We start from the raw sequence: 26,255 nt of genomic DNA, 5'->3' as shown, positions 1-26,255 counted from the left end.
CCTCGACGGGGTGGGGGTCCGCACCTGCTGCTCGGTGCACGCTCGCAGAGGGGGATGCCCGCGAGCTCCGCCGTCGAACCCCGGCAGGGCCACCGGGCCGACCTGGGTGCCGGGGCCCCCTGCGGGACGCCCCGCCGCCTGGGGTAACGTCGTCCCTGCGACGCGGGGTGGAGCAGCTCGGTAGCTCGCTGGGCTCATAACCCAGAGGTCACAGGTTCAAATCCTGTCCCCGCTACCAATCGGAGGGCCCGGTCACCGCACCACGGTGACCGGGCCCTCCGTCGTTGTGTGCAGACTCGGACTGCACACCCGGACGACGCCGACCGAAGGTGGAGGGACGACAGGCATGGACGCGGTTCCCGCGGCAGGGGCCCAGCGGTGGCCGGGCCGGATCACCGAGCGCACGCTGGCCGACGGCCGGCCGATCCTCTACTTCGACGACGACCAGGACACGCCTGGCCCGGTGCACGAGGCCGCCGACGTGCGGCCGCTGGGCGAGCCGCCGCACGCCGGCGAGATCCGCTACGACGTCCTCACCGGCGAGTGGGTGACGATCGCCGGGCACCGGATGAACCGGACGTTCCTGCCCAGCGCGGCCGACTGCCCGCTGGACCCGACCGTCGACCCGGCCCGGCCGACCGAGGTGCCCGACAGCCGGTACGACGTGGCCGTCTTCGCCAACCGCTTCCCGAGCTTCGCCCCGCTGACGGTCGGCCCCGCGGCCGGTGCCCCGCAGCCCCCGTTCGGTCCCGCTGACCGCCCCGCCTACGGCCACTGCGACGTCGTCGTCTTCTCCAGCGACCACGACGCGACCGTCGCCGACCTGTCCGCGGCGCGGATGCGCACCATCGTCGAGGCGTGGGCGCAGCGGACGGCGACGCACTCGGCCGACCCGGGGGTCGCCGAGGTGTTCGTCTTCGAGAACAGCGGGCAGGAGATCGGCGTGACGCTGAGCCACCCGCACGGGCAGGTCTACGCCTACCCGACGGTCCCGCCGCGCTCCGGCCAGCTGATCGAGCGGGCCCGCCAGCACCGGCAGGCGACCGGGGGCAACCTGCTCGCCGACGTGCTCGCCGCCGAGCAGGCCGAGGGCACCCGTGTGGTGCTGCGCGGCGAGCACTTCACCGCCTACGTGCCCCGCGCCGCGCGCTGGCCGGTGGAGGTGCACCTGGCCCCGCACCGCGACGTCCCCGACCTCGCCGCGCTGGACGACGCCGAACGCGCCGAGCTCGCGATGGTCTACCAGGAGCTGCTGCGCCGGGTGAACCGCTTCCACCCGGGCGTCGACCGGGTGCCCTACATCTCCGGCTGGCACCAGGCGCCGACCGGGGAGGGCCGTGACCTGGGCCGGCTGCACCTGCAGCTGTTCTCGCTGCTGCGCGCCCCGGGCAAGCTGAAGTACCTGGCCGGCTCGGAGTCCGGCGCGGGCGCCTGGATCAACGACACGACCCCGGAACGGATCGCCGACCGGCTGCGCGAGGTGGCGTCGTGAGCGGACGGGCACGCACCCAGGCCGACCTCGCCGTCGCTGAGCTGCGCGACGCCTGGGGGGTCGAGCCGGACGGCGTCTGGACCGCACCGGGCCGGGTCAACCTGATCGGGGAGCACGTCGACTACAACGGCGGCCGGTGCCTGCCGATGGCGCTCACCCGGGTCACCGCCGCGGCGGTGCGCCGCCGGGACGACGACCGGGTCCGGCTGACCAGCTCCGACCCCGACGCGGAGCCGTTCGAGGGGACCCTGTCCGACCTCGGCCCGGGCCAGGTCAGCGGCTGGGCGGCCTACGCGGCCGGCACGCTGTGGTCGGTGCAGCAGGCGGGCATCGAGGTGCCCGGCCTGGACATCGCCGTGAGCAGCGACGTGCCGCTCGGGGCCGGGCTGTCCAGCTCGGCCTCGCTGGAGGCGGCCGTCGCGCTGCCGGCCGCCGAGATCGCCGGCCGAGCCGACGACCAGCAGCTGCGCCACCTGCTCATCCAGGCCGCGATCCGGGCCGAGAACGAGGTCGTGGGCGCCGGCACCGGCGGCATGGACCAGACCGTCGCCCTGCTGGCCGAGGAGGGCTCGGCCCTGCTCATCCACACCCGGGACTTCCGCACCGAGCCGGTGCAGCTCGGGCTGGCCGAGGCCGGCCTGGAGCTCATGGTCATCGACACCCAGGTCACGCACACCCTCGCCGACGGTCAGTACGCCGAGCGCCGGGCCGACTGCGACGAGGCGGCCCGTCAGCTCGGCCTCGAGTGGCTCAGCGACGCCACCCCGGCCGACGTCGAGCGGCTGACCGACCCCCGGCTGCAGGCCCGCACCCGGCACGTCGTGTCCGAGAACCAGCGCGTGGACACCGTCGTCGAGCTGGTCCGCGCCGGGCGGGTGGCGGAGATCGGCCCGCTGCTCGACGCCTCGCACGCCTCGCTGCGCGATGACTACGAGGTGTCGGCTGTGGAGCTGGACGTCGTCGTCGAGGCCGCCCGCTCGGCGGGTGCGCTCGGTGCCCGGATGGTCGGCGGCGGCTTCGGTGGCTCGGCGATCGCGCTGATCCGGTCCGGGGACGCCGCGGCGGTCGACGAGGCCGTCGTCGCCGCCTGCCGGGAGCGCGGGCTGACCGAGCCCGCCACCCTCACGGTCACCTCCGGCCCGGCGGCCCGGCGGCTGTCCTGACTACGCCGGCCGGGTGGGGAACAGCCCGGCCGGGGGTGCGGTTCGGAGAGGGCATGGAGCCGACCGTCATCGACGTCCCCGAGGCCGACCGCTACGAGATCCGGGACGGCGAGCGCCGGCTCGGCCTGGCCGCCTACCAGCGCCGCGGCGACCAGGTGGTGTTCACCCACACCGAGGTCGACGACGACTCCGAGCACTCCGGGCTGGGCAGCACCCTGGTCCGCGCGGCACTGGACGACGTCCGCAGCAAGGGCGGCACCGTCGTGCCGCTGTGCTCGTTCGTCCGCGGCTGGATCGAGCGCCACCCCGAGTACAAGGACCTGGTCGCCGCCCGCGAGGTCTGAGGAAGGACCCCGTCCTCCTCATCCCTCGCAGGCTCGGGACGAGCCTCGGGACGGAGCCGGGAAAGCCACGTTCACAGCACGTGCTCGCCGTACATCTCGCCGAGCGGGTCGGCGATCAGTTCGATCCGCGCGCCGTCGGGGTCGCGGAAGTACACCGAGACGCCGCTGTGCACGACGTGCTCGACCCCGGCCGCGGTCAGCTCCTGCACCAGGGCCGCCCACCGCTGCGGCTCGACGCTGATCGCCACGTGGTGCAGCCCGCCGAGCACCTCGGCGTACGGCCCGACGTCCAGGCCGGGGAAGTCGAAGAACGCCAGCAGGTTGCCGTTGCCGATGTCGAAGAAGAAGTGCGAGGAGCCGGGGTAGTCGCGGTTCTCGATCAGCTCGGTGAGCGGGAAGCCCAGCACGTCCTGGTAGAAGCGGATCGTCGCCTCCACGTCGCTGCTGACCAGCGCCGTGTGGTGCAGGCCGCGAGCGGTCGAGGCGGGTCGCTCACCGGAGGGGCGCAGGTGCTCGTCACGGATGCGGGCCCGCCGGGCGGCGAGCTCGGTCGGGTCGGGTGCGGTCGTGCTCACGTCGTCCTCCTGGGGCGTGCCGGGTGGTCGACCCGGTCAACCCCCGGGCGGGTCGCCGCGTTCCCACCTGGGAGGCTGGGGGCATGCGCGTCCTGGTCACCGGGTGGTTCAGCTTCGACGAGGTGATCGCCACCATCGGCGACGAGCTGGGGGCCGACGTCGTCGTCGGCTGGCTCACCGAGCTCGGGATCGACCACGACGTCGCCTGGGCGCCCTACCTGGGGCGCGGGCCGCACTGGCGGGACCTCGACCCGGCCGGTTACACCCACCTGGTGTTCGTCAGCGGCCCGTTGATGGACATGCCGCTGCTCCAGGAGCTGACCACGGCCTTCGCGCACGCGCAGCGTTGGGCGGTGAACGTCTCGGTGGTCCCGGACGACGCGCGGCCGCTGTTCCACCGGGTGTGGGAGCGCGACGCCCCCGGGGTGGCCCGCCCCGACCTGGCCATCGCCACGACGACGCCGGACGTGCCCGTGGTGGCCGTCGCCTTCGCCCCCGCGCAGGAGGAGTACGGCACCCGCAGCCAGGCCGCGCAGGTGCGGGCGACCATCGAGGGCTGGCTCGGTGCCCGGGGCATGCCCTGGTTCGAGCTGGACATGGACCTGTACGACGAGCCCTACGAGCGCTTCCCCGCGCAGGTCGAGGCGCTCGTCCGGCGGGCGGACGTCGTGGTCAGCATGCGGCTGCACGCGCTGGTGCTGGGGCTGGCGCACGGCGTCCCGGTGATCGCCTGCGACGCGATCGTCGGCGGCGCGAAGGTCAGCGCGCAGGCGGCGGCACTGGGCTGGCCGGTGGTGCTGCGGGCCGGCGAGCTGGACCCGGCCACGTTGGACGCGGCCCTCGAGCACGCCCTCTCGGGCACCCTGGGCGACGCGCTCGCCGAGGCCCGGCGGCGCGGTGCCGCCGGCAACGCGGAGGCGCGGGCGTGGTTCGTGCAGCAGCTCGGGGAGGGCTGACCGGAGGCCTGTGAGCCCGGTCACCGCTCGGCTAGCGTGTCCTCCGTGTCGACGCCGACGCTGGACGCCATCGACCTGTCCGACCGGGAGTTCTGGGGTGCGCCGCCGGAGCAGCGGCACGCGGTCTTCGACCTGCTGCGCCGCGAGAGCCCGTTCGCCTTCTTCGCCGAGCCCGTCGTCCCCTACATCCCGGTCGGCCCCGGCTACCACGCGGTCACCCGGTACGCCGACGTGGAGGCGATCAGCTCCCAGCCGGCGCTGTTCGCCTCCGGCTCGGGGGCGGTCTCGATCGCCGACATGCCGCCGGACCTCAACGAGTTCTACGGCTCGCTGATCAGCATGGACGACCCGCGGCACGGCAAGATCCGGCGGATCGTGGCGAAGGCGTTCACGCCCCGGGTGCTGGAGGGCCTCGTCGGCAACGTGCAGGCGGTGGTCGACGACGTGGTCGCCCGGGCGCGGCAGCGCGCGGCGGACGGCGACGGCACGATCGACGTCGTCGCCGACCTCGCCGCGCCGATCCCGCTGCGGGTCATCTGCGACATGATGGGCATCCCGGACGGCGACCGGGCGATGGTGCTGCAGCAGTCCAACGTGATCCTCTCCGGCGGCGACCCGGAGCTCGTCGAGGACGAGGAGCTCATGGTCACCGCGTTCCTCAAGGCGGGGGAGCTGCTCGCGGGACTGATGACCCGGCTGGCCGTCGAGCGGCGGGCCCGGCCGACCGACGACCTGACCACCGCGCTGGTCACCACCGAGGTGGACGGCGAGCGGCTCACCTCCCAGGAGATCGCCTCGTTCTTCATCCTGCTGCTCGTCGCCGGCAACGAGACCACCCGCAACGCCATCTCCCAGGGCGTGCTGGCGCTGTCCGAGCACCCCGCCGAGCGGGACCGCTGGGCGGCCGACCCGGGGATCACCCGCACCGCGGTCGAGGAGGTGGTCCGCTGGACCAGCCCGATCACCTGGATGCGGCGGACCGCGACCCAGGACGTCGAGCTGTCCGGGCAGGGGTTCCCCGCGGGCTCGAAGTTCCTGCTGTTCTACGGGGCGGCCAACCGGGACCCCGCCGTCTTCGCCGACCCGCACCGGTTCGACCTGACCCGCGACCCCAACCCGCACGTCGGCTTCGGCTCCCGCGGTCCGCACTTCTGCCTGGGCGCGCACCTGGCCCGGCGGGAGATCGGGGTCGCGTTCCAGGCGTTCGCCCGGGAGCTGCCCGACCTGGAGGTCTGCGGTGAGCCCGCTCGCCTGCAGTCGTCGTTCGTCAACGGGCTGAAGCGGTTGCCGGCCCGGCTGACCGGGCTGCGATGACCCGGGTGGAGGTGGACCGCGAGGTCTGCATGGGCGCCGGGGTCTGCGAGATGGAGGCGCCGGAGGTGTTCGAGCTCGACGCCGACGGGGTGCTGCAGGTGCACGAGCCGACCGACCTCGCCGCCATGGGGACCGCCGTCCGTGCCTGCCCGACCGGGGCGTTGCAGCTCATCGACTGAGCGGCCGCTGGGCGGTGGCGAACCGCCGCTCCACCTCGGCCGGCACCGGCCGCCGTTGCCGCAGCGTCGCCGGCAGCCGGCGGGCCACCCCGGCCAGCGCGCGGCGGGCGGCCGGCTCGCGCACCGCCCGGCGGGCCAGCCGGCCGGTCGCGGCCAGGGCCACCGGCAGCGGCCGGCGCAGCCAGTCGACCAGGACGTCGTTGCGGGTCTGCAGCGCCCACCGGGCGGGCGTCGGGCGGTCCGGGCCGGCCGGGTCGTGCCAGGCGACGACGTCCTCGGCGAAGACCTGCTGCCAGCCGGCCGCCGCGAGGTCGAGGGCGAGCAGGTGCTCCTCGCCGCCGAAGAACAGCAGCCGGGAGAAGCCGCCGACGGCCAGGTGGGCGTCGCGCCGGACGACCGCGGCGAAGGCCGGGAAGCTCAACACGTCCGGGCCGGCGGGGGAGCGGCCGAGCACCGCCCGGCGGTGCTTGCGGGTGACGGCGTCCTCGCTGCCGTCGGCGGCCATCCGCACCCCGCCCACGACGACGGCGACCCCGGGGTGGGCGTCGAGCAGGTCGGCGGCGGTCTCCAGCGAGCCGGGCTCCCACCAGGAGTCGTCGTCGGCGAAGGCCACGTACGGGGTGCGGGCGCGCCGGACCCCCTCGGTGCGGGCGACCGCGCCGGCGTTCACCGGGAACCGGACCACCTGAACGCGCGGGTGCCGCTCACGGACCGCGTCGGCGGTGCCGTCGGCGGAGGCGTTGTCCAGCACGATCACCGGGTCGTCGCCGTCGAGGTGCGCCAGCGTGCGCAGCAGCGACTCCCGCCGGTCCCGGGTCGCGATGACGACGGTGACCCGAGCCTTCCTCACGCGGACAGTGCGGTGCCCGCGCCTTCGAGCGCGCCGGCCAGCTCGTCCAGCGGCAGGTCGAGAGCGCGCGCCAGGGCGGCCACGGTGAAGAACGCCGGCGTCGGGACCCGGCCGGACTCGATCTTGCGCAGCGCCTCGAGGCTGACACCGGAGGCTGCGGCGATCTCACCGGGGGAACGGTCACCGCGCGCGGTGCGCAGCAGCGCGCCCAGCCGGCGGCCACGGTCGCGCTCGGCAGGGGTCAGCGGAGGACGGACCATGGCGTGATAATAATACCGGGATTGTTGTACCGCGAGGAGGACGACGTGATCGAACTGCGCACCCCGACCGAGCTCGACGCCATGCGCGCCGCGGGCGCGGTCGTGGCCGACATGCTGGCTGCGGTGCGGGCGGCGGCGGCTCCCGGCGTCCGGCTCACCCAGCTCGACGAGGTGGCCCGGGGCGTCCTGGCCGACGCGGGCGCGACGTCGCCGTTCCTCGGCTACGCCCCGCTCAGCACCACCCCGCCGTTCCCCGGCGTCGTCTGCCTGTCGGTCAACGACGTCGCCCTGCACGGCATCCCCACCACGCAGGAGCTCGTGGACGGCGACCTGCTCAGCGTCGACGCCGGCGCCACGCTCGACGGCTGGGTGGGCGACGCGGCGATCACCTTCCCGGTGGGCACGCCGCGGCCCGCGGACCTGCGGCTGGTCGACACCACCACCCGCGCCCTGGCGGCCGGCATCGCCGCCGCCGTGCCGGGCAACCGGGTCGGTGACATCTCGGCGGCGATCGCGGCGGTGGGCCGGGCCGGCGGCTGCGGCATCAACACCGACCAGGGCGGCCACGGCGTGGGCCGCACGATGCACGCCGACCCGCACGTCCCGAACGAGGGCCGGGCCGGCCGCGGGGTGCCGCTGCGGGCAGGCCTGGTGATCGCCATCGAGCCGTGGTTCCTCGCCGGCGGGGACGACGACTACCGGGTGGACGCCGACGGGTGGACGCTGCGCAGCGCCGACGGCAGCCGGGCCGCGCACGTCGAGCACACCGTCGCCGTCACCAACGACGGCCCCCGCATCCTCACCGCCTCGCGCTGACCCGCGCCGAGAGTGCGCTGATCGTCGTTCTCCCGCGCGCGGAGCGACGATCAGCGCACTCTCGCCGTCGCGCGGTGTGATCCGTCAGGATCACGAGGACAGGGCCTGCTCCAGGTCGGCGAGCAGGTCCTCGACGTCCTCGATGCCGACCGACAGCCGGACCAGGTCCGCGGGCACCTCCAGCGGTGAACCGGCGGCGCTGGCGTGGGTCATCCGGTGCGGGTGCTCGATCAGCGACTCCACGCCGCCGAGGGACTCCGCCAGGGTGAACAGCGTCGTCTTCTCGCAGACCCGCAGTGCCGCCTCCTCTGCCGCCGCCCTGTCTGTCCCACGCAGCCGGAACGACACCATCCCGCCGAAGCCGGACATCTGCTTGGCGGCGATGTCGTGGTTCCGGTGCTGGGGGAGACCCGGGTACAGGACGTCGCCCACCGCCGGGTGCTCGAGCAGCCACTCGGCGATCCGGCCGGCGTTGGCGCTGTGCCGGTCGACCCGGACGCCGAGGGTCTTCAGGCTGCGCAGCACCAGCCACGAGTCGAACGGCCCGGCGACCGCGCCCATCGCGTTCTGGTGGTAGGCCAGCCGCTCACCGAGCTCGGCGTCGGAGACGACCAGCGCGCCGCCGACGACGTCGGAGTGCCCGCCGAGGTACTTGGTCGTGGAGTGGACGACGACGTCGGCGCCCAGCGTCAGCGGCTGCTGCAGGTAGGGGCTGGCGAAGGTGTTGTCGACGACCAGCAGCGTGCCCGAGGCGTGCGCGACCTCGGCCAGTGCCGCGATGTCGGAGACGTTGAGCAGCGGGTTGCTCGGCGTCTCGCACCAGATCACCCGGGTCGTCTCCGGGGCGACCGCGGCGCGGACGGCGTCTGCGTCGTTGAGGTCGACCGGCTGGTGGGTCACCCCCCACGGCTCGAGCACCCGGGAGATCAGCCGGTACGTGCCGCCGTAGGCGTCACCGCCCAGCACGATCCGGTCGCCCGGCCGGCAGACGGTGCGCAGCAGGGTGTCCTCGGCGGCCAGCCCGGAGGCGAACGCGAACCCACGGGTGCCCTGCTCGAGCGCGGCCAGCGCCGTCTGCAGGGTGTCCCGGGTGGGGTTGGCGCTGCGGCTGTACTCGTACCCGCCGCGCAGCCCGCCCACGCCGTCCTGCTTGTAGGTGGTGGTCAGGTGCAGCGGCGGGATCACCGCCCCGGTCGCCGGGTCGGGGTCCTGCCCGGCGTGGATGGCCCGCGTGTTGAAACCGCTCACGACTGCACCGTAGGCGTGATGCCGACCAGGTGGCCCAGCACGTCCTGCCGGGTGACGACGCCGGCCGGCTTGCCCTCGACGTGGACCAGCAGCGCGTCGGCGTCACCCAGGGCGCTCACCGCCGCGGTCACCGACTCACCGGACCCGATGATCGGCAGCGGGGCGGACATGTGCCGCTCGACCGGGTCGGCCAGCGTGGCGCGACCGGAGAACAGCGCGTCCAGCAGCGTCTTCTCCGCCACCGAGCCGACCACCTCACCGGCGGTGACCGGCGGCTCGGCCTTCACCACCGGCAGCTGGCTGACGCCGTACTCGCGGAGGATGTCGATCGCGTCGCGGACGGTCTCGTTCGGGTGGGTGTGCACCAGGGTGGGGGTGCTGCCGGACTTGGTGTCCAGCAGCTCCCCGACGGTCTCGCCGCCACCGGCGTCCAGGAAGCCGTAGTCGGCCATCCACTCGTCGTTGAAGATCTTGTTCAGGTAGCCGCGGCCACCGTCGGGCAGCAGCACCACCAGGACGTCGTCCTTGCACAGCCGCTCGGCGACCCGCAGCGCGGCGACCACGGCCATCCCGCACGAGCCGCCGACGAGCAGCCCCTCCTCGCGGGCCAGCCGCCGGGTCATCGCGAAGGAGTCGCCGTCGGAGACCGCGACGATCTCGTCGGCGACCGTGCGGTCGTAGGCCTCGGGCCAGAAGTCCTCGCCGACCCCCTCGACCAGGTAGGGGCGCCCGGTACCGCCGGAGTAGACCGAGCCCTCCGGGTCCGCGCCGATCACCTGCACGCGCCCGCCGCTGGCCTCCTTCAGGTAGCGGCCGACGCCGGAGATGGTGCCGCCGGTGCCCGCGCCGGTGACGAAGTGGGTGACCCGGCCGTCGGTCTGCGCCCAGATCTCCGGGCCCGTCGTCTCGTAGTGGGAGCGCGGGTTGGCCGGGTTGGAGTACTGGTCGGCCTTCCAGCCGCCCGGGGTCTCGCGGGCCAGCCGGTCGGACACCGAGTAGTACGAGCGCGGGTCGGCCGGGTCCACGGCGGTGGGGCACACGTGCACCTCGGCGCCGTAGGCCTTGAGCACGTTGATCTTCTCCTGGCCCACCTTGTCCGGGCACACGAAGATGCACTTGTAGCCCCGCGTCTGGGCCACGATCGCCAACCCGATCCCGGTGTTGCCGCTGGTGGGCTCGATGATCGTGCCGCCGGGCCGGAGCAGTCCCGCGGCCTCCGCGGCCTCCACCATCCGCAGCGCGATCCGGTCCTTCACCGAGCCGCCCGGGTTGACGTACTCGACCTTGGCCAGCACCAGCGGCGCGTCGGGTCCCAGGTGCTCGGTCACGGACCGCAGCCGTACCAGCGGGGTGTTCCCGATCAGCTCGACGACGGACTCGGCGTACTGCACGCGTGCCTCCTCTGCCCCCGCGGCAGCCGTGCACCGCCGCGTGCGGACACCCGCCATCCCACCAGACGCAGCCGTCCGCGGGGCGGTCGGTCCGGGCCCGGGACGCAGCACCGGGCACGTGACCGAGGTCCCAGGGTGGAGCCGGCCAGAAGTGGGTAGCTCCTGCCAGCCGAGGGTCAGCTAGCGCCCAGCCGGCAGTCAGCTCCCGAAGGCATGGTGCAGGCCGTGGTGGACGTCGCGTCCCGGTCCCGAACGTCGTCCCGCTGGTCCGCTCGCCCGGTCGCTCGGGTGCTGCCCGCCACCGGGCTCCTGGTGGTCCTCACCGCGCTCCTGGTCGGCGTGGTCGCCGGCAGCAGCGTCAACGACTGGGACCTGGACGTGTACCGCTGGGCTCCGGCGGTGCACTGGCCCGAGCTGGGTGGCGTCCTGGAGTGGTGGGTCATGCTGGGGCAGCGGGCGATCTGCCTGGCGCTCGCCGCGGTCTGGCTGGGGCTGCGGGCCTGGCGCGAACGGGACCTGCGACCGCTCGGTGTGCTGCTGGTCGCGACCCTGCTCACCAACGTCACGGTCGGCTCGATGAAGACGCTCGTGGGCCGGCTCGGGCCGCTGCAGCTCGGCGCGGACGCCGGGCTCCCGGGGGCCACCGAGGTCTTCGCCCCGGGCGGCACGATCTTCCCCTCCGGGCACACCGCGAACGCCGTCGTCACCTGGGGCGTCCTGGTCCTCGTCGCCCGCGGGCACCGGCGGGTGGGTGCGCTGCTGGCGGCCTTCGTGGCGGTCACCGTCGGGCTCACCACGGTCTACCTGGGCACGCACTGGCTGTCCGACGTGGTGGCCGGCTGGTGCGCCGGCGGGTTGGTGCTGCTCGCGCTGCCCACGGTCGTGCCCCGGACGGAGCGGGCAGCGGCCCGGGCGTGGGCGGAGCTCACCGTCCGGCGGGCCCGCCGGTACCGGGGTCGCGCGGCGCGGGCACGGCTCAGCACGGTCGGCAGCAGGTAGGCCGGAGCGCCGTCCAGGGCATATACGCTGTGCCCGCCGAGCCCGCCACTCGGCAGCCGGGCGTCGAGCACACGGCGCACCGTCGGAGGGAGAGGACCGCCCGGACGATGAGCGAGAGCCTGAGCGCGCTCCACCAGGAGCTGGCCGGCGTCGTCCTGGTCGACCGGTCCCTCGACGAGGTGCTCACCGAGATCGTGCAGATCGCCCGCCGGGGCCTCCCCGGGTCCGACGCCAGCTCGATCACCCTGATCCGCGACGAGCGGGCCTACACCGCCGCCTACGACGGGCAGTTGGCGATGGACGCCGACGAGTTGCAGTACGACCGCGGGTACGGACCCTGCCTGGACGCCGGCCGGTCCGGGGAGGTCTTCATCGTCGCGGACATGCGCAGCGAGGAGCGCTGGCCCGACTACGCCCGGTCGGGAGCCGAGGTGGGCGTGCGCAGCTCGCTGTCGATGCCGTTGCCCTTCCAGGGCGCGACGATCGGCGCCCTGAACAACTACGCCGGACGGCCGGAGGCGTTCGGCGACGGCGACGTGATGGCCGCCGAGGAGGTCGCCGCGTTCGTGGCGATCGCGGTCGCGAACGCCGAGGCCTCCGCCCGGGCCAACGACGACGTGGCGAACATGCGCCGGGCGATGGTCTCCCGCGCGGTCATCGAGCAGGCCAAGGGCATCCTGATGGAGCGGTACAAGACCACCCCGGAGCAGGCGTTCACGCTGCTCACCCACGCCTCCCAGCGCAGCAACGTCAAGCTGCGCGACGTCGCCGACGAGCTCACCACCACCGGGGTGCTGCGCGGCAGCTGAGCCCTGAGCTGGCGGCGCCCGCGCCGCCGGGGACAGGATCAGGACATGACGCAGACGTTCCCGACCGTCCCCCGGCGCAGCCTCGGTGGACTCGAGGTCTCCGCCCTCGGCCTGGGCTGCATGGGCATGAGCCAGATGTACGGCACCGCCGACCGCAGCGAGTCGATCGCGACCGTCCACCGGGCGCTCGACCTCGGCGTGACCTTCCTGGACACCTCCGACGTCTACGGCGCCGGGCACAACGAGGAGCTGGTCGGCGAGGCGATCGCCGGCCGTCGCGACCAGGTGCAGCTGGCGACCAAGTTCTCCCTGAGCAACAACGACCGTGGCGGGATGGACATCGACGGCCGTCCGGAGAACGTGCGGGCGCGGGTCGAGGACAGCCTGCGCCGCCTCGGCGTGGACGTCATCGACCTCTACTACCAGCACCGCGTCGACCCGCGGGTGCCGATCGAGGACACCGTCGGTGCGATGGCCGAGCTCGTCGAGCAGGGCAAGGTGCGGTTCCTCGGCCTGTCCGAGGCCAGCGCCGAGTCCATCCGGCGCGCGGTCGCCGTCCACCCGATCACCGCGCTGCAGAGCGAGTGGTCGCTGTGGACCCGTGACCTCGAGGGTGAGGTGCTGGCCGTCGCCCGGGAGCACGGGATCGGCATCGTCCCGTTCAGCCCGCTCGGCCGAGGCTTCCTGACCGGCGCCATCACCAGTCCCGACGACTTCGCCGAGGACGACTGGCGGCGCACCCACCCCCGCTTCACCGGCGAGGCGTTCACCGCGAACCTGCGGCTGGTCGAGGCCGTCCGGGCGATGGCCGAGGGCAAGGGCGTGACTGCCGGGCAGCTCGCCCTGGCCTGGGTGCTCGCGCAGGGCGAGGACGTCGTCCCGATCCCCGGCACCAAGCGGCGCAGCTACCTGGCGGAGAACGTCGGCGCGGCCGGCGTCCAGCTCACGCCCGAGGACCTCACCCGGCTCGCGGAGATCGCCCCGCCCGGGGTCGCCGAGGGCGGCCGGTACGCCGATGCCGCCTACGCCTACGGCAACAGCCCGGAGAAGGGATGACCTCCGCCGTCCCCCGCGTCCTGGTCCTGGTCTACGCGTCGCCGGTCGCCGCGGCCATGGCCGGGATGGCCACCCAGCTCGGCTACCGGGTGGTGCTCGTCGAACCCGACCCGGGGCTGCGGAACTCGGCGGCGTGGACGGAGGAGGCCGTCGGTGGGCTGAGCGGGCTGGACGGCGACCGCGAACTGGCCGCCGCCGACGTCGTCGTGACCGACCACCACCGGGACGACCTCGGCGTGCACCTGCGGGACGCGCTGGCCCGGCCGGTGCGCTGGGTCGGGATCATGGGCAACCCGCGGCACGAGGGCCCGCACGTGGCCGCACTCGCCGCGCTCGGGGTCGGCCCGGACGACGTCGCCCGGGTGCACCGGCCGATCGGGCTGGACATCGGTTCCCGGACGCCCGCCGAGATCGCCCTGTCGACCCTGGCCGGGCTCCTCGCCGACCGCAACGGCCGGTCCGGGGGGTTCGCCCACCGATGACCGTCGTCGTCGGGGTCGACCTCGGCACCAGCGGGCTCAAGCTCGCCGCGCACGACCCGGACGGCGCGGTGGTGGCCGAGAGCGAGGCCGACTACCCGGTCGAGCGGCCGCAGCCGGGGTGGGCGCAGACCGACGTCGCCGTCTGGCGGAGGGCGCTGGACGACGCCCTGGCCGCCCTCGCCGACCGGCTGGGGGACCGCCCGGTCGCGGCCGTGGGGTTGTCCGGGCAGATGCACGGCGCGGTGCTCGTCGACGCGGCCGGCGCCGCGCTGGCGCCGGCGGTGCTGTGGCCCGACCGGCGCGCCGCCGGCGAGCTCGACCGCTGGCGCCGGCTCGGCGGGCCCGACCGTGCGGCCCTGGCCAACCCGCTGGCGGCCGGGATGACCGGCCCGCTGCTCGCCTGGCTGGCCGTCCACGAGCCGCGGCTGGTGGACCGGGCGGCGTCCGTCCTGCTGCCCAAGGACGCCCTCCGGGCCACCCTGCTCCCCGGCGCCGACCCGGCGGTGACCGACCGCAGCGACGCCTCGGCCACCCTGCTGTGGGACGTGCCGGCCGACGGCTGGTCGGCGGCCGCGACCGCCGCCGCCGGGATCGACCCGGGCCTCCTGCCGGCGGTGTGGCGGGGCGACGCCGTCGCGGGGACCGCGGAGCTGTTCGGCGGGGCGGTGCCGGTCGTGGTGGGCGGCGCGGACACCCCGCTGGCGCTGCTCGCGGCCGGCACCCGCGACGGGGTGCAGGTCAACCTCGGCTCCGGGGCCCAGTTGATCCGCCCGGGCGTGCCGGCCGCGCCGGCGGCCGACCCGGTCGTCCACTGCTACGCCGACGCCGAGTCGGGCTGGTACGCGATGGCCGCGCTGCAGAACGCCGGGACGGCGTGGACCTGGGTCCGCGAGGTGCTGGGCATGGACTGGCCGGCCTTCGCCGGCAGCCTCTCGACGTCCGCGTCCGGTGCGGGCGGGGTGGTCTTCTCGCCGTTCCTGACCGGCGAGCGCGGCGGCGTGGCCGCACCCGACGCCCGCGGCGGTTGGACCGGCCTGTCCGCGGACACCACCCGGGCCGACCTGGCCCGGGCCGCCGTGGAGGGGGTCGCCTGCGCGGTCGCGGCCGCACTCGACCTGCTCGGCCCGGACGCGGGGGACCTGGTCGTGCTGACCGGCGGCGGTGCGCGGGAGCCGGCGGTCCAGCAGGTGCTGGCCGACGCGCTGGACCGGCCGGTGCAGCACGTGCAGGTGCGCAGCGCGTCGGCCGCCGGCGCGGCGGTGCTGGCCGCCCGCGGCGTCGGGCTGGAGCTCGTGCCGCAGCGGGTCGCGGGCGCGGTGGTGGAGCCGCAACGGCCCGGCGGGTCCGCCGAGCTCCGCGAACGCTGGTCCGCGGCGGTGCGCTGAGCGCTCACCGCGCGGAACGACCCGGCTGCTGTCACCGTTGTGCCGACGAGCGAGCCCGCCACGGGCTCCCGGGGACACGAGGGGGTGGGCGCGTCATGGCGTCGCTTTTCGACAAGGTCGTGCAGTTCGCGAACAGCCCGAAGGGCAAGCAGGTCATCCGTCAGGCCACGGACAAGGCGCAGCAGCTGGCCAAGGACCCGAAGAACCGGGCGAAGATCGACGACGTCCGCCGCCGGATCCAGGGCGGTCGCGGGGGCAGCGGGACGGGCACCGGCCCCGTCGGCTGACCCCCCGAGCTCAGGCTGACGGCGCTCGTCCCGCACCCGGGGCGAGCGCCGTCAGCACGTCGGGGTGCAGTGCGCCGTTGCTCGCCACGGCGCTGCCGCCGGCCGGCCCCGGCGTCCCCGCCAGGTCGGTGAAGGTCCCACCCGCCTCCCGGACGACCACGTCGAGCGCGGCGAGGTCCCACAGCGACACCTCGGGTTCGCAGGCCACGTCGACCGCGCCCTCGGCGACCATCATGTAGCTCCAGAAGTCGCCGTAGGCCCGGGTCCGCCAGACCGTCCGGGTGAGGTCGAGGAAGGCGTCCAGCCGGCCGCGCTCCTCCCAGCCGGAGAGGCTGGAGTAGGACAGGCTCGCGTCGGTCAGCGTGGAGACCTTCGACACCGTGCAGCGGGTGGCGTTCTCCAGCCGGCGTCCGGTCCAGGCGCCGGTGCCGGCCGCGGCCCACCACCGGCGGTGCAGCGCCGGGGCCGACACCAGCCCGACCACCGGGACGTCGCCGTCCAGCAGCGCGATCAGCGTCGCCCAGACCGGCACCCCGCGGACGAAGTTCTTGGTGCCGTCGATCGGGTCGATCACCCAGCGCCGGTCGCTGCGGCCGGTGCTGCCGAACTCCTCGCCGATCACCGCGTCACGGGTGCGGGCGCGAGCCAGCGAGCTGCGCAGCTGCTCCTCGACCGCCCGGTCCGCGTCCGTGACCGGGGTCAGGTCGGGCTTGGTGTCGATCACCAGGTCCTGGGCGCGGAACCGGTCCAGGCTGATCGCGTCGGCCTGGTCGGCCAGCACGTGCGCCAGCCGCATGTCCTCGTTGTAGCCCCGCTGCCCCGACGTCATGGGGCCCGAACCTAGCGGTCGGGGCCTGGTGACGTGCTGGAGCGGCCTCTTCTGCAGGGGCGCGCGCCGAGCCCGGTGACGTGCTGGAGCGGGCCCCTCTCAGGGGCCCGTCCCGAGCCCGGTGACGTGCTGGAGCGGCCCCCTCTCAGGGGCCCGTCCCGAGCCTGCGAGGGGTGGGGGGAGAGGGGGTTCTTTCAGTCGAAGACGGCCTTGCTCACAGCCGCGGGGGTGTCGTACTCCTGGTCACCGATGCCCTTGAGCGCCTCGAGGACCTCGTCGCTGCCTCCCTGGGACTCCGCGTGCTTCACCACGTCGTCCTTCTTCGCCGGGTACTCGATGCCGGACAGTGCCTTCTGGATGTCGATCGGGCTCACCATGGTCGGCAACTACCCCGCGGGCCCCGCGCCGACTCCCGGACCGGCGCAGTTACCGTCGGGAGCATGGAGGCCGGGACGATCGTCGGGCTGCTCGCCGACCCGGTGCGGCTGAAGGTGGTCGCGGCCCTCGCGCTGGGTGCCGGGACCCTCGAGGAGGTCGCGGAGGCCGCCGCGCTGCCGCTGAAGGACGTGGCGCTGGCCGCCCGCCGGCTGAGCCGCGCCGGGCTGGTGCACCGGGAAGGCCACGTGCTGGCGCTGCACACCGAGCGGTTCGGGGAGGCGGCGCGGGCTGCGGCCGCGCTGGCGCCGCCGGCCCCGCGGTTGTCCGAGGACCCGGCCCAGGACGCCGTGCTGCAGACCTTCCTGCGGGACGGCCGGCTGGTCTCCATCCCGACCCAGCACAGCAAGCGGCGGGTGGTGCTGGAGCACTTGGTGGTCGTCTTCGAGCCAGGCGTCCGCTACCCCGAGCGCGAGGTCAACGCGTTGCTCGCGGCCTGGCACCCGGACGTCGCCGCGCTGCGCCGGTACCTGGTCGACGAGGGCCTGCTCACCCGCGAGGCCGGCGTCTACTGGCGCTCCGGCGGCTACGTCGAGGTCTAGCTGTAGCTGTCGGGTCCTCCTTTCAGTGGCCGGGGCCGAGCTGGCCGACGGCGGCGATCAGCCGGCGGAAGCTGGCCAGCCGCTCCCGCCGGGCCGGCGGACCGTCGGCGGCCCAGGCGTCCAGCGCACAACCCGGGTCCTCCGCGCTGTGCCCGCACAGCGGCGGGCAGTCGACTGCGGCCTCGGCCAGGTCGTCGAAGGCGGCGAGCACGTCCGCCGGCGTCACGTGGGCCAGGCCCAGCGAGCGGATGCCCGGGGTGTCGATGACCGTGCCACCACCGGGGAGGTCGAGCAGCACCACCGAGGACGACGTGTGCCTGCCCTTGCCGATCTTGCTGACGTCGCCGGTGGCCCGGAAGGCGTCCGGCACCAGTCGGTTGACCAGGGTGGACTTCCCGACGCCGGACTGGCCGACCAGCACGCTCATCCGGTCCCGCAGGTGGTCCAGCAGGTCGTCCAGCGACGCCTCCCGTGACATCGGCACCGCCTGCACCTCCAGGCCGGCATAGCGGTCCAACAGCGGCTGCGGGCTGGCCAGGTCGGTCTTGGTCAGGCACAGCAGCGGCGCGAGCCCGCCGGCGTAGGCCGCGACCAGGCAGCGGTCCAGGAACCCCAGCGCCGGGTCGGGGTCGGCCACGGAGGTGACGACGACGAGCAGGTCGGCGTTGGCGACCACGATGCGTTCGGTGGGGTCGGTGTCGTCGGCGGTGCGGCGCAGCGAGGTGACCCGGTCGGCGATGGTGACGATCCGGGCCAGGCTGTCCGTCCGCCCGGTGGTGTCGCCGACCACCCGGACCCGGTCGCCCACGACCACCCCGTGCTTGCCGAGCTCCCGGGCGCGCATCGTGGTGACGTCGACGGGAGCACCGTCGGGGCCCTCGACCCGCACGGTCATCCGGCCGCGGTCCACGGCGATGACCAGGCCGGGGACCGCCTCGTCGTGCGCGGGCCGGGTGCGGGTCCGGGGGCGGGAGCCGTGCCGGGAGGCCCGGACCCGGACGTCGTCCTCGTCGGACCGGCTGTCCATCCGGCGGCTCACGCGGGGACCTCCACGCCGAGCAACCGCGCCCAGCGCTCGCGGAAGTCCGGCAGGGTCTTGGTCACCGCGCCCGGGTCGGTGACCTCGACCCCGTCGATCGCCAGGCCGAGCAGCGCCGCGGCGTGGACCATCCGGTGGTCGGCGTAGGAGCCCAGCCGGGCCGCACGGCGCGGGCCGGGTGTGATCACCAGCCCGTCGGGCAGCTGCTGCACCCGGGCGCCGACGGCGGTGAGCACCTCGTCGAGCGCCTGCAGCCGGTCGGTCTCGTGCCCGCGCAGGTGCGCGATCCCGGTGAGCCGGGACGTGCCGTCGGCCAGGGCGCACAGCGCGGCCAGCACCGGGGTCAGCTCCCCGACCTCGCCGAGGTCGGCCTCGAGCGGGGCGATCCGGTCGCCGCCGCTGACCCGCAGCCCCTCGGGTGTGCGGACCACCTCGGCGCCCATCGCCCTGAGCAGCGGGTCCAGGTGGGCGCCGGGCTGGGTGGTGTCGGTCGGCCAGTCGCGCACCGTCACCCGACCGCCGGTCACGAGCGCGGCGGCGAGGAAGGGCGCGGCGTTGGACAGGTCGGGTTCGACGACCCGGTCCACCGCGGCGATCGGGCCGGGGGAGACCCGCCACCCGCGGTCGGTCGCGGTGACGGCGACGCCGTGCTCGGTGAGCGCGCGGACCGTCATCGCCACGTGCGGCATCGAGGGCACGCGGCCGGCCAGCGCGAGGTCCAGGCCCTCGTCGAACCGGGCAGCGGCCAGCAGCAGCCCGGAGACGACCTGGCTGGACTCGCTGGCGTCGACGGTGACCGCACCGCCGCGGACCGACCCGGTGCCGTGCACGGTGAACGGCGCCCGGCCGCGCCCGCCGTCGTCGACCTCCACCCCGGCAGCGCGGAGCCCGGCGATCAGGCCGGCGTTGGGCCGTTCGCGCAGCCGGACGTCGCCGTCCAGCCGGACCGGGCCGGTGGCCAGGGCCGCGACCGGCGGCAGGAACCGGAGCACGGTGCCGGCCAGGCCGGCGTCGACCGCCGCCGGCCCACGCAGCTCACCGGGCGTGACCAGCCAGTCGTCGGCGTCTTGGGCGATCCCGACGCCGAGTGCGCGCAGCCCGGCGGCCATGAGGTCGGTGTCCCGGGCGCGCAGCGGGCGGACCAGCCGGCTGGGGCCGTCGGCCACCGCGGCCAGCACCAGCGCGCGGGCGGTGATCGACTTGGAGCCGGGCAGGGTGACGACGGCGTCGACCGGCGTGCTGCGGGCAGGTGTCGCCCAGACCTCGACCATGCCGGTCATCCTGCCCTGCTGGCCTCCTCGGCCAACGTGGCGACGGCGGCCGCGACCCGCCGCTGCCGGGTCGCCTCGGCCTTGGCGCCCTCCACGGCGAGCACGTGCCGCAGCTGGGCGCTGTAGGACGACGCCTGGAACCGCGCCCGGGCTGCCGGCTCGGCGTCCAACGCCGCAGCGAGGTCGGCCGGCACCTCCACCTCCCGTGGCTGGTCGTCCAGCTCGACGTCCACCTCGACCTCGTCGCCGGCGGCGACCCCGGCGGCCGCCCGGCGCTCCGCGCTCAGCGGGATCAGCGAGCGGCCGCCCATGCTCCCGATCGACGTCCGGTAGCTGTGCCCGCCGACGGTGACCGTGACCGCCGGCTTCTTCCCGCCGCCCAGGGCCTCGACGACCTCCGGCGGCACCGCCATGCCGGTCGCGGTCTTCCCGTGCAGCTCGACGGCCGTGGTGAACCTCATGGGGCGAGAGGATGGCAGCTTCGGGCACTGTCAGCACAGTGCCCGGAGCTGCGCGTCACCAGCCGACCGTCAGCCGCCGGTGTGCTGGGCCGGCTGGGCCTGCTTCTTCGCCGGCATCGTGCGGACCAGCCGCCGGTTGGCGAACTCGAACATGCCCAGCTCGGAGAGCTCCCGGCCGTAGCCGGAGCGCTTCACGCCGCCGAAGGGCAGCTCGGGGGAGGAGCCGGAGGGCTGGTTGATCCAGACCATCCCGGACTCCAGCCGGTCGGCCACCGACCGGGCCCGCTCGGTGTCGCCGCTGTACACGGCGGCGCTGAGCCCGAAGTCGCTGTCGTTGGCCAGCGTGATGGCCTCCTCCTCGTCGGCGACCCGGTAGACCACCGCGGCCGGTCCGAACAGCTCCTCGTGGTAGGCCCGCATGTCCGGGGTGACGTCGGTCAGCAGGGTGGCGTTGACGAAGGCCCCGTCGTGCTCGGGGCGGCCGCCGCCGGCCAGCACGGTGGCGCCCTTGTCGACGGCGTCCTGGATCTGCGCGGCCAGGTCCGCCGCGGCGCGCTCGGTGGACAGCGGGCCGAGCGTCGTCGACGGGTCGGCCGGGTCGCCGGGGGTGAAGGTCGAGAACGCCTGCTTCAGGCCGCCCACGACGTCGTCGAAGACCTCGTCGAGCACGATGATCCGCTTGGCGGCGATGCACGCCTGGCCGGTGTTGGCCATCCGCGCCATCGTCGCGGCCTTGACCGTCCGGCCGACGTCGGGGGCGTCGAGCACGATGAACGGGTCGCTGCCGCCGAGCTCGAGCACCGACTTCTTCAGGTGCTTGCCGGCCAGCTGCGCCACGCTGCTGCCTGCCCGCTCGCTGCCGGTGAGGGTCACGCCCTGGACGGCCTTGTGGGCGATGACCTGCTCGACGTCGGCGATCCGCAGGAACAGGTTGGTGTAGACGCCCTCGGGCGCCCCGGCGTCGCGGAACAGCTGCTCCAGGGCCAGCGCGCACTGCGGGTTGTTCTCCGCGTGCTTGAGCAGGATGGTGTTGCCGAGGGTCAGGTTGGGCCCGGCGACCCGGACCACCTGGTACAGCGGGTAGTTCCACGGCTCGATGGCCAGGATGACGCCGATCGGCTCGTTGACCACGACGGCCTCGCCCGCCATCACGTCGATCGGCTTGGGCTCGAGGAAGCGGGGGCCGTTGTCGGCGTAGTAGCTCAGGATGCTGGCGGCCAGCTGCACCTCACCGGCAGCCTCCTGGATCCGCTTGCCCATCTCCTTGGTGATCAGCGCGGCGAACTCGTCGGTGCGCTCGAGCATCAGCTCGGCGGCCTTCTTGACCACGCCCGCGCGCTCCTCGACGGTGCGCCGGCGCCAGTCGAGGAAGGCGGTGTGCGCCTTCTCGACCACACCGTCGACCTCGCCGGTCTCCAGGAAGGGGAACTCCTGCTCGGTCTGACCGGTGTAGGGGTTGATCGTCGCGTACGGGCGCGCGCCTGCGTCGCCGGCGGTCTTGGGCTGCTCGGTGGAGGGAGCCTGGGTGGTCGTCACGTCGTCGTGCTCCTCGTGCTCTCCGTCGGATGTCCCCTCCCGTCCTACCCCTCCGGCCCGCTCCACGCAGCACGTGCGGCGCGGCCGGCCAGAACTGTCGTACCCCGTACGTATGTTCGACCCGTGGCAGCGACGGTCGACGTGGTGGTGGACCTGGTGTGGGAGCACCGGATCGCTGCGCCGCGGCTGCCGGTGTCCTGGCTCTCGGATGAGGAGAAGGCCGTCGAGCTGCAGCGGGTGCAGGCTCGCCGGGCCGCCGACACCGCCTACGAGGCCGAGCTGATCATGGGCCTGGCCGCCGCCCGCCCGGCCACGGACGACCCGGCGCCGGGTACGCCGGGCGCCCGCCGGCCGGGCTGGGCGGTCGACGAGGCCTATGACGGGGTGAGTGAGTTCTTCACCGCCGAGCTGGGCACGATCCTCAACCTGGGCCGCAACACCGCCGGCTACCGGTACGGCCGGGCCCGCACCTGGACGGCGAAGTTGCCGGCCACCTTCGCCGCGCTGCAGGCCGGGGAGCTGGACGAGCGGCGGGCCACCGCCCTGGCCGACGTGCTGCAGCACACCAACACCTCCGTCGCAGGGCGGGTCGAGGCGGCGTTGCTGCCCGAGGCCAGCGACCTGCCGGTGACCCGGTTGAAGGCCCGCGCGGTCGAGGAGATGCTGCGGCTGGACGCCACCGCCGCCGACGAGCGTCGGAAGGACGCGGAGAAGACCGCCGACGTGCACGTCTACCCCTCCGCCACCGACGGCCGGTCCACGATCGCGGCGGACCTGCCCACTGATGAGGCGGTCGAGTGCTTCGACGTCGTCGACCAGCTCGCCAAGATGCTCAAGGCCGACGGCGATCCCCGCCGGATCGGCGCGCTGCGGGCGCACGTGCTGTCCCTGCTGATCCGCCGCCCGGCCGATTCCGGCCTGCCCAGGGTGACCGCCAACCTGACCGTCTCCGCCGACCTGGACGGCCTCGCCGGCGCGGGCAGCACGCCGGGTGAGGTGAACGGGCTGCCGATCACCGCCGCCCACGTCCGCGCACTGCTGGCCCGGGTGGGTGCCCTCGGCCTCACCGCCTCCGAGGGTGGATCGCTGAGGTTCGCGGTCACCGGCCCGGACGGGCAGCTGCTGGCCACCCTCACCCCCGCCGAACTGGATCGGCTGGCCCGCCGGGGCTGCCCCACCCACCACAACGTCGAGACCTCCAGCAGCTGCAGGTGCCCGGTGGCCGGGCCGCCACCGGAGACCGACAGCTACGAGCCCACCGGCCGGCAACGGGCGTTCGTCACCACCCGGGACCGGCGCTGCCGGTTCCCCAACTGCGGCCAGCGGGTCGGCTGGGCCGACCTGGACCATGTCGTCAGCGCCGCGTGCGGCGGGGCGACCGACTGCGCCAACCTGTGCTGCCTGTGCCGCTCCCACCACCGGCTCAAGACCTTCGCGCCGGGCTGGCGGTTCACCATGACCCCCGACGGCGTCCTGCAGGTCACCACCCCCTCCGGAGTCACCAGGACGACCCGCCCACCGGGCATGCGACCACCAGGAGCACGGCCACCGGCTGCACCAGCGGGTCCGCTGGACCCAGCCGACGCCCCACCGCCCTTCTAAGCTCAGATCTGTCGTCCGTCCGGGAGGAGATCGCCGTGTGTGGTCGCTACGCAGCCAGCCGCCGTCCGGAGGACCTGGTCGTCGAGTTCGAGGCGGTCGCCGCCGAGGGGCAGGCGACGCTCCCCGCGGACTACAACGTCGCGCCGACCAAGGACGTCTACGTGGTCCGGCACAAGAAGGAGCGGGACGCCGAGGGCGCGCTCACCGGCGGTGGGCACCGTGAGCTGCGGGCCGTGCGCTGGGGTCTGGTGCCCTCCTGGGCCAAGGACGTGTCGATCGGCAACCGGATGCTCAACGCCCGGGTCGAGTCGCTGACCGAGAAGCCGGCGTTCCGCACCGCCGCGGCCACCCGGCGCTGCCTGGTCCCCGCCGACGGCTGGTACGAGTGGGCGCCGAAGCAGGACACCCCCGGCAAGCAGCCGTACTTCGTGACGCCGGAGGACGGGTCGGGCCTGGCCTTCGCCGGGCTCTGGGAGGTGTGGGGCCGCGGCGAGGACCGGCTCTACACCTGCACCGTCGTCACCGCCCCCGCGGTCGGCGCGCTCACCGAGGTGCACCCGCGGATGCCGCTGGTGCTGCCGCCCGAGCGCTGGGCTGCCTGGCTCGACCCGGCCCGGGAGGACGTCACCGAGGTCGCCCAGCCCACCCCGCCGGAGTTCGTCGAGCGGCTGGAGATCCGCCCGGTCGGCTCGGCCGTGGGCAACGTGGCCAACAACGGCCCCCAGCTCACCGCGCGGCAGGAGTCCGTCAGCGCCCCGGCCGACCAGCCGGCGCTGTTCTGAGCGTGACCCCGCCCCGGCCGGCGGCCGGCTCGCGGGCACTGCCGGGCTGGACGGCCGCGGCGGTCACCTTCCTGGCCTCGGGGTCGGTGCTGGTGCTCGAGGTGGTCGGCCTGCGGCTGATCGCCCCCTACGTCGGCATCACCCTGCAGACCAGCACGGCGGTCATCGGGTTCGCCCTCGCCGCCATCGCCCTCGGCGCCTGGGCCGGTGGCGCGGTGGCCGACCGCACCGACCCGCGGCGGCTGCTCGCGCCCCTGCTCGTCGCCGGTGGGGCGCTGGTCGTCGCGGTGCTGCCGCTGGTCCGCTTCGCGGGCGCGCTGCTCACCGGTGCCGCCGCCGGGAACGTGCTCCTGCTGGCCGCGGTCGCCGTCGTCGTGCCCGCGGCGCTGCTGTCCGCGGTGCCGCCGATGGTCGTCGCCCTGCAGCTGGGCAGCCTGGCCGAGACCGGGTCGGTGGTCGGTCGCCTGTCGGGCATCGGCACGCTCGGCGGCATCGTGGCCACCTTCGCGACCGGGTTCGTGCTGGTGGCGCTGCTGCCCAGCAGCGTCATCCTGGTGGGCACCGGCGTCGTCGTCGTCCTGGCCGGGCTGGCGCTCGCCGTGCTGCTCCACCGCCGGGCGCCCGGGGTGACCGACCGGTTGCCGGTCGGGCTGCTGGTTCTCGCCGTGGGTGCGCCGGTGCTGGCCGCCCTGGCGCCCACCCCCTGCGAGCGGGAGACCGCCTACCACTGCGCACGGGTCGAGGCCGACGGCGCGGCCGGCCGGGTGCTCGTGCTCGACACGCTCCGGCACTCCTACGTCGACCTGACCGATCCGCAGCACCTGGAGTTCGAGTACGTCCGGGCCATCGCCTCGGTCACCGACGCGCAGGCCCCGGCCGGGGAGCCGCTGTCGGCGCTGCACCTCGGCGGCGGCGGGCTGACCCTGCCCCGCTACCTGGCCGACGTCCGCCCCGGCACCGTGAGCCGGGTGCTGGAGGTCGACCCCGGCGTGGTCGAGCTGGACGGGGACGCGCTGGGGCTGCAGACCTCCGCCGAGCTGCAGGTGCGGGTCGGGGACGCCCGGGTCGGGCTGCAGACCGAGCAGGCCGGTACCCGTGACCTGGTCGTCGGCGACGCCTTCGGCGGGCTGTCGGTGCCGTGGCAGCTGACCACGGTCGAGGCGCTGGACCTGGTCGCCGACGCGCTGACCGACGACGGCGTCTACGCGGTCAACCTCATCGACCACCCGCCGCTGTCCTTCGTGCGCGCCGAGCTGGCCACCCTGCGGGAGGTCTTCCCGGAGGTGCTGCTGCTGGCCCGCGCACCGGTGCTGGCCGGTGAGGACGGCGGCAACGTCGTCGCCGTCGCGTCTCGGCGGGCGCTCCCGGCCGACGCGATCGCCGCCGCGATGGCCGAGCGCGGGCTGGCCTGGCAGGTCGCCGGCGGTGCGGAGCTGACCGCGTTCATCGGCGACGCCGCCGTCCTCACCGACGACTTCGCCCCGGTCGACCAGCTGCTGACGCCGTACTCCCAGCCCTCGGACTGACCGGCCCTACCTGGCGATCGCCGCGGTCGTGGCCCGCGTCAGCCGCACCAGGTCGGCGGGGTCGAGCTCGACCTGAAGGCCGCGGCGGCCGGCGCTGACCAGCACCGTGGCGAAGCCCAGCGCGCTCTCGTCGACCACGGTGGGCAGCGCCTTGCGCTGGCCGAGCGGGCTGATGCCGCCCCGAACGTACCCGCTGCTGCGCTCGGCGGCGGCCGGGTCGGCCATCGCCGCCTTCCGTCCGCCGGCCGCGGCGGCCAGCGCCTTGAGGTCCAGCTGACCGCTCACCGGCACCACGGCGACGGTCAGCCGGCCGTCCACCTGGGCGATGAGGGTCTTGAACACCTGGGCGGGGTCGGCGCCCAGCGCGGCGACGGCGACCCCGCCGTACCCGTGGCCCTCGGCGCCGTCGGCCGGGTCGTACTCGTGCAGGGAGTACCCCACCCGGGCGTGGTCCAGGGTCCGCACCGCGGGGGTCGCTGCCACGGCGCAGCAGCCTAGGAGACGGCGCGGGCCAGTGGTCCGGTGTCCGGGAACAGGAGCCCGGTGGGTGCGGTTCACCTGACCGTGAGCAGCACAGTCCCGAGCGCCGCGGCGCGCATCGCGCGCGGCTCAGCGCCCTCCCGCCG

General features: G+C 74.8%; 29 protein-coding genes and 1 tRNA gene. 18 read left to right on the top strand and 12 right to left on the bottom strand.

The annotated features are described in order from the left end of the window. Positions 1-161 precede the first annotated feature (161 nt). The 4 genes from FHL80_RS19870 (at position 162) to FHL80_RS19855 (ending at position 2,999) form a co-directional block, all read left to right on the top strand. Positions 162-238 (top strand) — tRNA-Met (locus FHL80_RS19870). 108 nt (positions 239-346) lie between these two features. Continuing rightward, positions 347-1,492 carry a galactose-1-phosphate uridylyltransferase gene (gene galT, locus FHL80_RS19865; protein WP_138735089.1) on the top strand — a complete coding sequence of 382 codons (1,146 nt, stop codon included), beginning with the start codon at positions 347-349 and terminating at the stop codon, positions 1,490-1,492. After that, complete coding sequence (galK, locus tag FHL80_RS19860) at positions 1,489-2,655, top strand: galactokinase (RefSeq protein ID WP_216870893.1); 1,167 nt, start codon at positions 1,489-1,491, stop codon at positions 2,653-2,655. Before galT ends, galK begins: the two co-directional genes overlap by 4 nt. Positions 2,656-2,708: 53 nt before the next feature. Then, the gene (locus tag FHL80_RS19855) at positions 2,709-2,999 is read left to right on the top strand and encodes a GNAT family N-acetyltransferase (RefSeq protein ID WP_138735087.1); all 291 of its coding nucleotides are present in this window, start codon (positions 2,709-2,711) and stop codon (positions 2,997-2,999) included. Positions 3,000-3,070: 71 nt separating this feature from the next. Here FHL80_RS19855 and FHL80_RS19850 read toward each other — a convergent pair whose 3' ends face one another. After that, complete coding sequence (locus FHL80_RS19850; protein ID WP_138735086.1) at positions 3,071-3,574, bottom strand: VOC family protein; 504 nt, start codon at positions 3,572-3,574, stop codon at positions 3,071-3,073. Between the two features lie 83 nt (positions 3,575-3,657). On the opposite strand from FHL80_RS19850, the gene FHL80_RS19845 reads away from it, so the two are divergent. Genes FHL80_RS19845 through FHL80_RS19835 form a run of 3 tightly spaced genes read left to right on the top strand, consistent with a single transcriptional unit; the run spans position 3,658 to position 6,023 of the window. Continuing rightward, on the top strand, positions 3,658-4,530 hold the full coding sequence (locus FHL80_RS19845; protein WP_138735085.1) for a polysaccharide pyruvyl transferase family protein: 873 nt from the start codon (positions 3,658-3,660) through the stop codon (positions 4,528-4,530). Positions 4,531-4,575: 45 nt separating this feature from the next. Continuing rightward, complete coding sequence (locus FHL80_RS19840; protein ID WP_138735084.1) at positions 4,576-5,844, top strand: cytochrome P450; 1,269 nt, start codon at positions 4,576-4,578, stop codon at positions 5,842-5,844. Continuing rightward, complete coding sequence (locus FHL80_RS19835) at positions 5,841-6,023, top strand: ferredoxin (protein ID WP_138735083.1); 183 nt, start codon at positions 5,841-5,843, stop codon at positions 6,021-6,023. The genes FHL80_RS19840 and FHL80_RS19835 overlap by 4 nt, the downstream gene beginning before the upstream one ends. On the opposite strand, the gene FHL80_RS19830 is transcribed toward FHL80_RS19835, so the two are convergent. Beyond that, complete coding sequence (locus FHL80_RS19830; RefSeq protein ID WP_138735082.1) at positions 6,013-6,873, bottom strand: glycosyltransferase family 2 protein; 861 nt, start codon at positions 6,871-6,873, stop codon at positions 6,013-6,015. The genes FHL80_RS19835 and FHL80_RS19830 overlap by 11 nt on opposite strands. Beyond that, entirely contained in the window at positions 6,870-7,133 is a 264-nt protein-coding gene (locus FHL80_RS19825; RefSeq protein WP_138735081.1) for a helix-turn-helix domain-containing protein, read from the bottom strand. Before FHL80_RS19825 ends, FHL80_RS19830 begins: the two co-directional genes overlap by 4 nt. Positions 7,134-7,136: 3 nt before the next feature. On the opposite strand from FHL80_RS19825, the gene map reads away from it, so the two are divergent. Beyond that, positions 7,137-7,949: a type I methionyl aminopeptidase gene (gene map / locus FHL80_RS19820; RefSeq protein WP_246078817.1), complete on the top strand. Its 813-nt coding sequence runs from the start codon at positions 7,137-7,139 to the stop codon at positions 7,947-7,949. A gap of 90 nt (positions 7,950-8,039) precedes the next feature. Here map and FHL80_RS19815 read toward each other — a convergent pair whose 3' ends face one another. Both FHL80_RS19815 and FHL80_RS19810 read right to left on the bottom strand, forming a co-directional pair. Next, positions 8,040-9,197, bottom strand: a complete 1,158-nt coding sequence (locus FHL80_RS19815) for a cystathionine gamma-synthase (protein ID WP_138735080.1) — start codon at positions 9,195-9,197, stop codon at positions 8,040-8,042. Continuing rightward, positions 9,194-10,588, bottom strand: coding sequence for a cystathionine beta-synthase (locus tag FHL80_RS19810; protein ID WP_138735079.1), 1,395 nt, complete (start codon positions 10,586-10,588; stop codon positions 9,194-9,196). Before FHL80_RS19810 ends, FHL80_RS19815 begins: the two co-directional genes overlap by 4 nt. A gap of 288 nt (positions 10,589-10,876) precedes the next feature. Here FHL80_RS19810 and FHL80_RS19805 point away from each other — a divergent pair, with 288 nt between their 5' ends. The 6 genes from FHL80_RS19805 (at position 10,877) to FHL80_RS19780 (ending at position 15,606) form a co-directional block, all read left to right on the top strand. Next, positions 10,877-11,587, top strand: a complete 711-nt coding sequence (locus FHL80_RS19805; RefSeq protein ID WP_216870892.1) for a phosphatase PAP2 family protein — start codon at positions 10,877-10,879, stop codon at positions 11,585-11,587. Between the two features lie 107 nt (positions 11,588-11,694). Beyond that, entirely contained in the window at positions 11,695-12,396 is a 702-nt protein-coding gene (locus tag FHL80_RS19800; protein WP_138735077.1) for a GAF and ANTAR domain-containing protein, read from the top strand. A gap of 45 nt (positions 12,397-12,441) precedes the next feature. Further along, positions 12,442-13,452 (top strand): aldo/keto reductase, encoded by a 1,011-nt coding sequence (locus FHL80_RS19795; RefSeq protein WP_138735076.1) that lies wholly within the window; start codon positions 12,442-12,444, stop codon positions 13,450-13,452. Then, the gene (locus FHL80_RS19790) at positions 13,449-13,934 is read left to right on the top strand and encodes an XdhC family protein (RefSeq protein WP_138735075.1); all 486 of its coding nucleotides are present in this window, start codon (positions 13,449-13,451) and stop codon (positions 13,932-13,934) included. Before FHL80_RS19795 ends, FHL80_RS19790 begins: the two co-directional genes overlap by 4 nt. Beyond that, complete coding sequence (locus tag FHL80_RS19785; RefSeq protein WP_138735074.1) at positions 13,931-15,319, top strand: FGGY family carbohydrate kinase; 1,389 nt, start codon at positions 13,931-13,933, stop codon at positions 15,317-15,319. Before FHL80_RS19790 ends, FHL80_RS19785 begins: the two co-directional genes overlap by 4 nt. Positions 15,320-15,414: 95 nt before the next feature. After that, positions 15,415-15,606 carry a hypothetical protein gene (locus tag FHL80_RS19780; protein ID WP_138735073.1) on the top strand — a complete coding sequence of 64 codons (192 nt, stop codon included), beginning with the start codon at positions 15,415-15,417 and terminating at the stop codon, positions 15,604-15,606. 10 nt (positions 15,607-15,616) lie between these two features. Here the strand turns inward: FHL80_RS19780 and hisN are convergent, their stop codons facing one another. Together hisN and FHL80_RS19770 are read right to left on the bottom strand one after the other, a co-directional pair. After that, positions 15,617-16,435, bottom strand: coding sequence for a histidinol-phosphatase (hisN, locus tag FHL80_RS19775; RefSeq protein ID WP_138735072.1), 819 nt, complete (start codon positions 16,433-16,435; stop codon positions 15,617-15,619). A 194-nt stretch (positions 16,436-16,629) separates the two neighbouring features. Further along, entirely contained in the window at positions 16,630-16,812 is a 183-nt protein-coding gene (locus FHL80_RS19770; protein WP_138735071.1) for a DUF2795 domain-containing protein, read from the bottom strand. Between the two features lie 63 nt (positions 16,813-16,875). Here FHL80_RS19770 and FHL80_RS19765 point away from each other — a divergent pair, with 63 nt between their 5' ends. Next, the gene (locus FHL80_RS19765) at positions 16,876-17,412 is read left to right on the top strand and encodes a DUF2087 domain-containing protein (RefSeq protein WP_138735070.1); all 537 of its coding nucleotides are present in this window, start codon (positions 16,876-16,878) and stop codon (positions 17,410-17,412) included. 22 nt (positions 17,413-17,434) lie between these two features. Here FHL80_RS19765 and rsgA read toward each other — a convergent pair whose 3' ends face one another. From rsgA to FHL80_RS19745, 4 genes are all read right to left on the bottom strand, one after another. After that, positions 17,435-18,451, bottom strand: coding sequence for a ribosome small subunit-dependent GTPase A (gene rsgA, locus FHL80_RS19760; protein WP_246078816.1), 1,017 nt, complete (start codon positions 18,449-18,451; stop codon positions 17,435-17,437). Further along, the gene (aroA, locus tag FHL80_RS19755) at positions 18,448-19,731 is read right to left on the bottom strand and encodes a 3-phosphoshikimate 1-carboxyvinyltransferase (protein WP_246078815.1); all 1,284 of its coding nucleotides are present in this window, start codon (positions 19,729-19,731) and stop codon (positions 18,448-18,450) included. The genes rsgA and aroA overlap by 4 nt, the downstream gene beginning before the upstream one ends. Next, positions 19,728-20,183, bottom strand: a complete 456-nt coding sequence (locus FHL80_RS19750) for a YdeI/OmpD-associated family protein (RefSeq protein ID WP_138735069.1) — start codon at positions 20,181-20,183, stop codon at positions 19,728-19,730. Before FHL80_RS19750 ends, aroA begins: the two co-directional genes overlap by 4 nt. Positions 20,184-20,252: 69 nt before the next feature. Then, positions 20,253-21,719: an NAD-dependent succinate-semialdehyde dehydrogenase gene (locus FHL80_RS19745; RefSeq protein ID WP_138735068.1), complete on the bottom strand. Its 1,467-nt coding sequence runs from the start codon at positions 21,717-21,719 to the stop codon at positions 20,253-20,255. A gap of 123 nt (positions 21,720-21,842) precedes the next feature. Here FHL80_RS19745 and FHL80_RS19740 point away from each other — a divergent pair, with 123 nt between their 5' ends. Genes FHL80_RS19740 through FHL80_RS19730 form a run of 3 tightly spaced genes read left to right on the top strand, consistent with a single transcriptional unit; the run spans position 21,843 to position 25,629 of the window. Next, entirely contained in the window at positions 21,843-23,321 is a 1,479-nt protein-coding gene (locus FHL80_RS19740; RefSeq protein WP_138735067.1) for an HNH endonuclease signature motif containing protein, read from the top strand. Positions 23,322-23,356: 35 nt separating this feature from the next. Further along, entirely contained in the window at positions 23,357-24,103 is a 747-nt protein-coding gene (locus tag FHL80_RS19735) for an SOS response-associated peptidase (RefSeq protein ID WP_138735066.1), read from the top strand. Between the two features lie 2 nt (positions 24,104-24,105). Next, positions 24,106-25,629 carry a fused MFS/spermidine synthase gene (locus FHL80_RS19730; RefSeq protein WP_138735065.1) on the top strand — a complete coding sequence of 508 codons (1,524 nt, stop codon included), beginning with the start codon at positions 24,106-24,108 and terminating at the stop codon, positions 25,627-25,629. 6 nt (positions 25,630-25,635) lie between these two features. On the opposite strand, the gene ybaK is transcribed toward FHL80_RS19730, so the two are convergent. After that, the gene (ybaK, locus tag FHL80_RS19725; RefSeq protein ID WP_138735064.1) at positions 25,636-26,112 is read right to left on the bottom strand and encodes a Cys-tRNA(Pro) deacylase; all 477 of its coding nucleotides are present in this window, start codon (positions 26,110-26,112) and stop codon (positions 25,636-25,638) included. Between the last annotated feature and the right edge of the window lie 143 nt (positions 26,113-26,255).

Origin of the sequence: Modestobacter excelsi (assembly GCF_005930495.1) — a bacterium.
GTDB classification, from domain to species: domain Bacteria; phylum Actinomycetota; class Actinomycetes; order Mycobacteriales; family Geodermatophilaceae; genus Modestobacter; species Modestobacter excelsi.
Note: the sequence above shows the minus strand (reverse complement) of the source record. Positions and strands in the feature narration are given on the sequence as shown.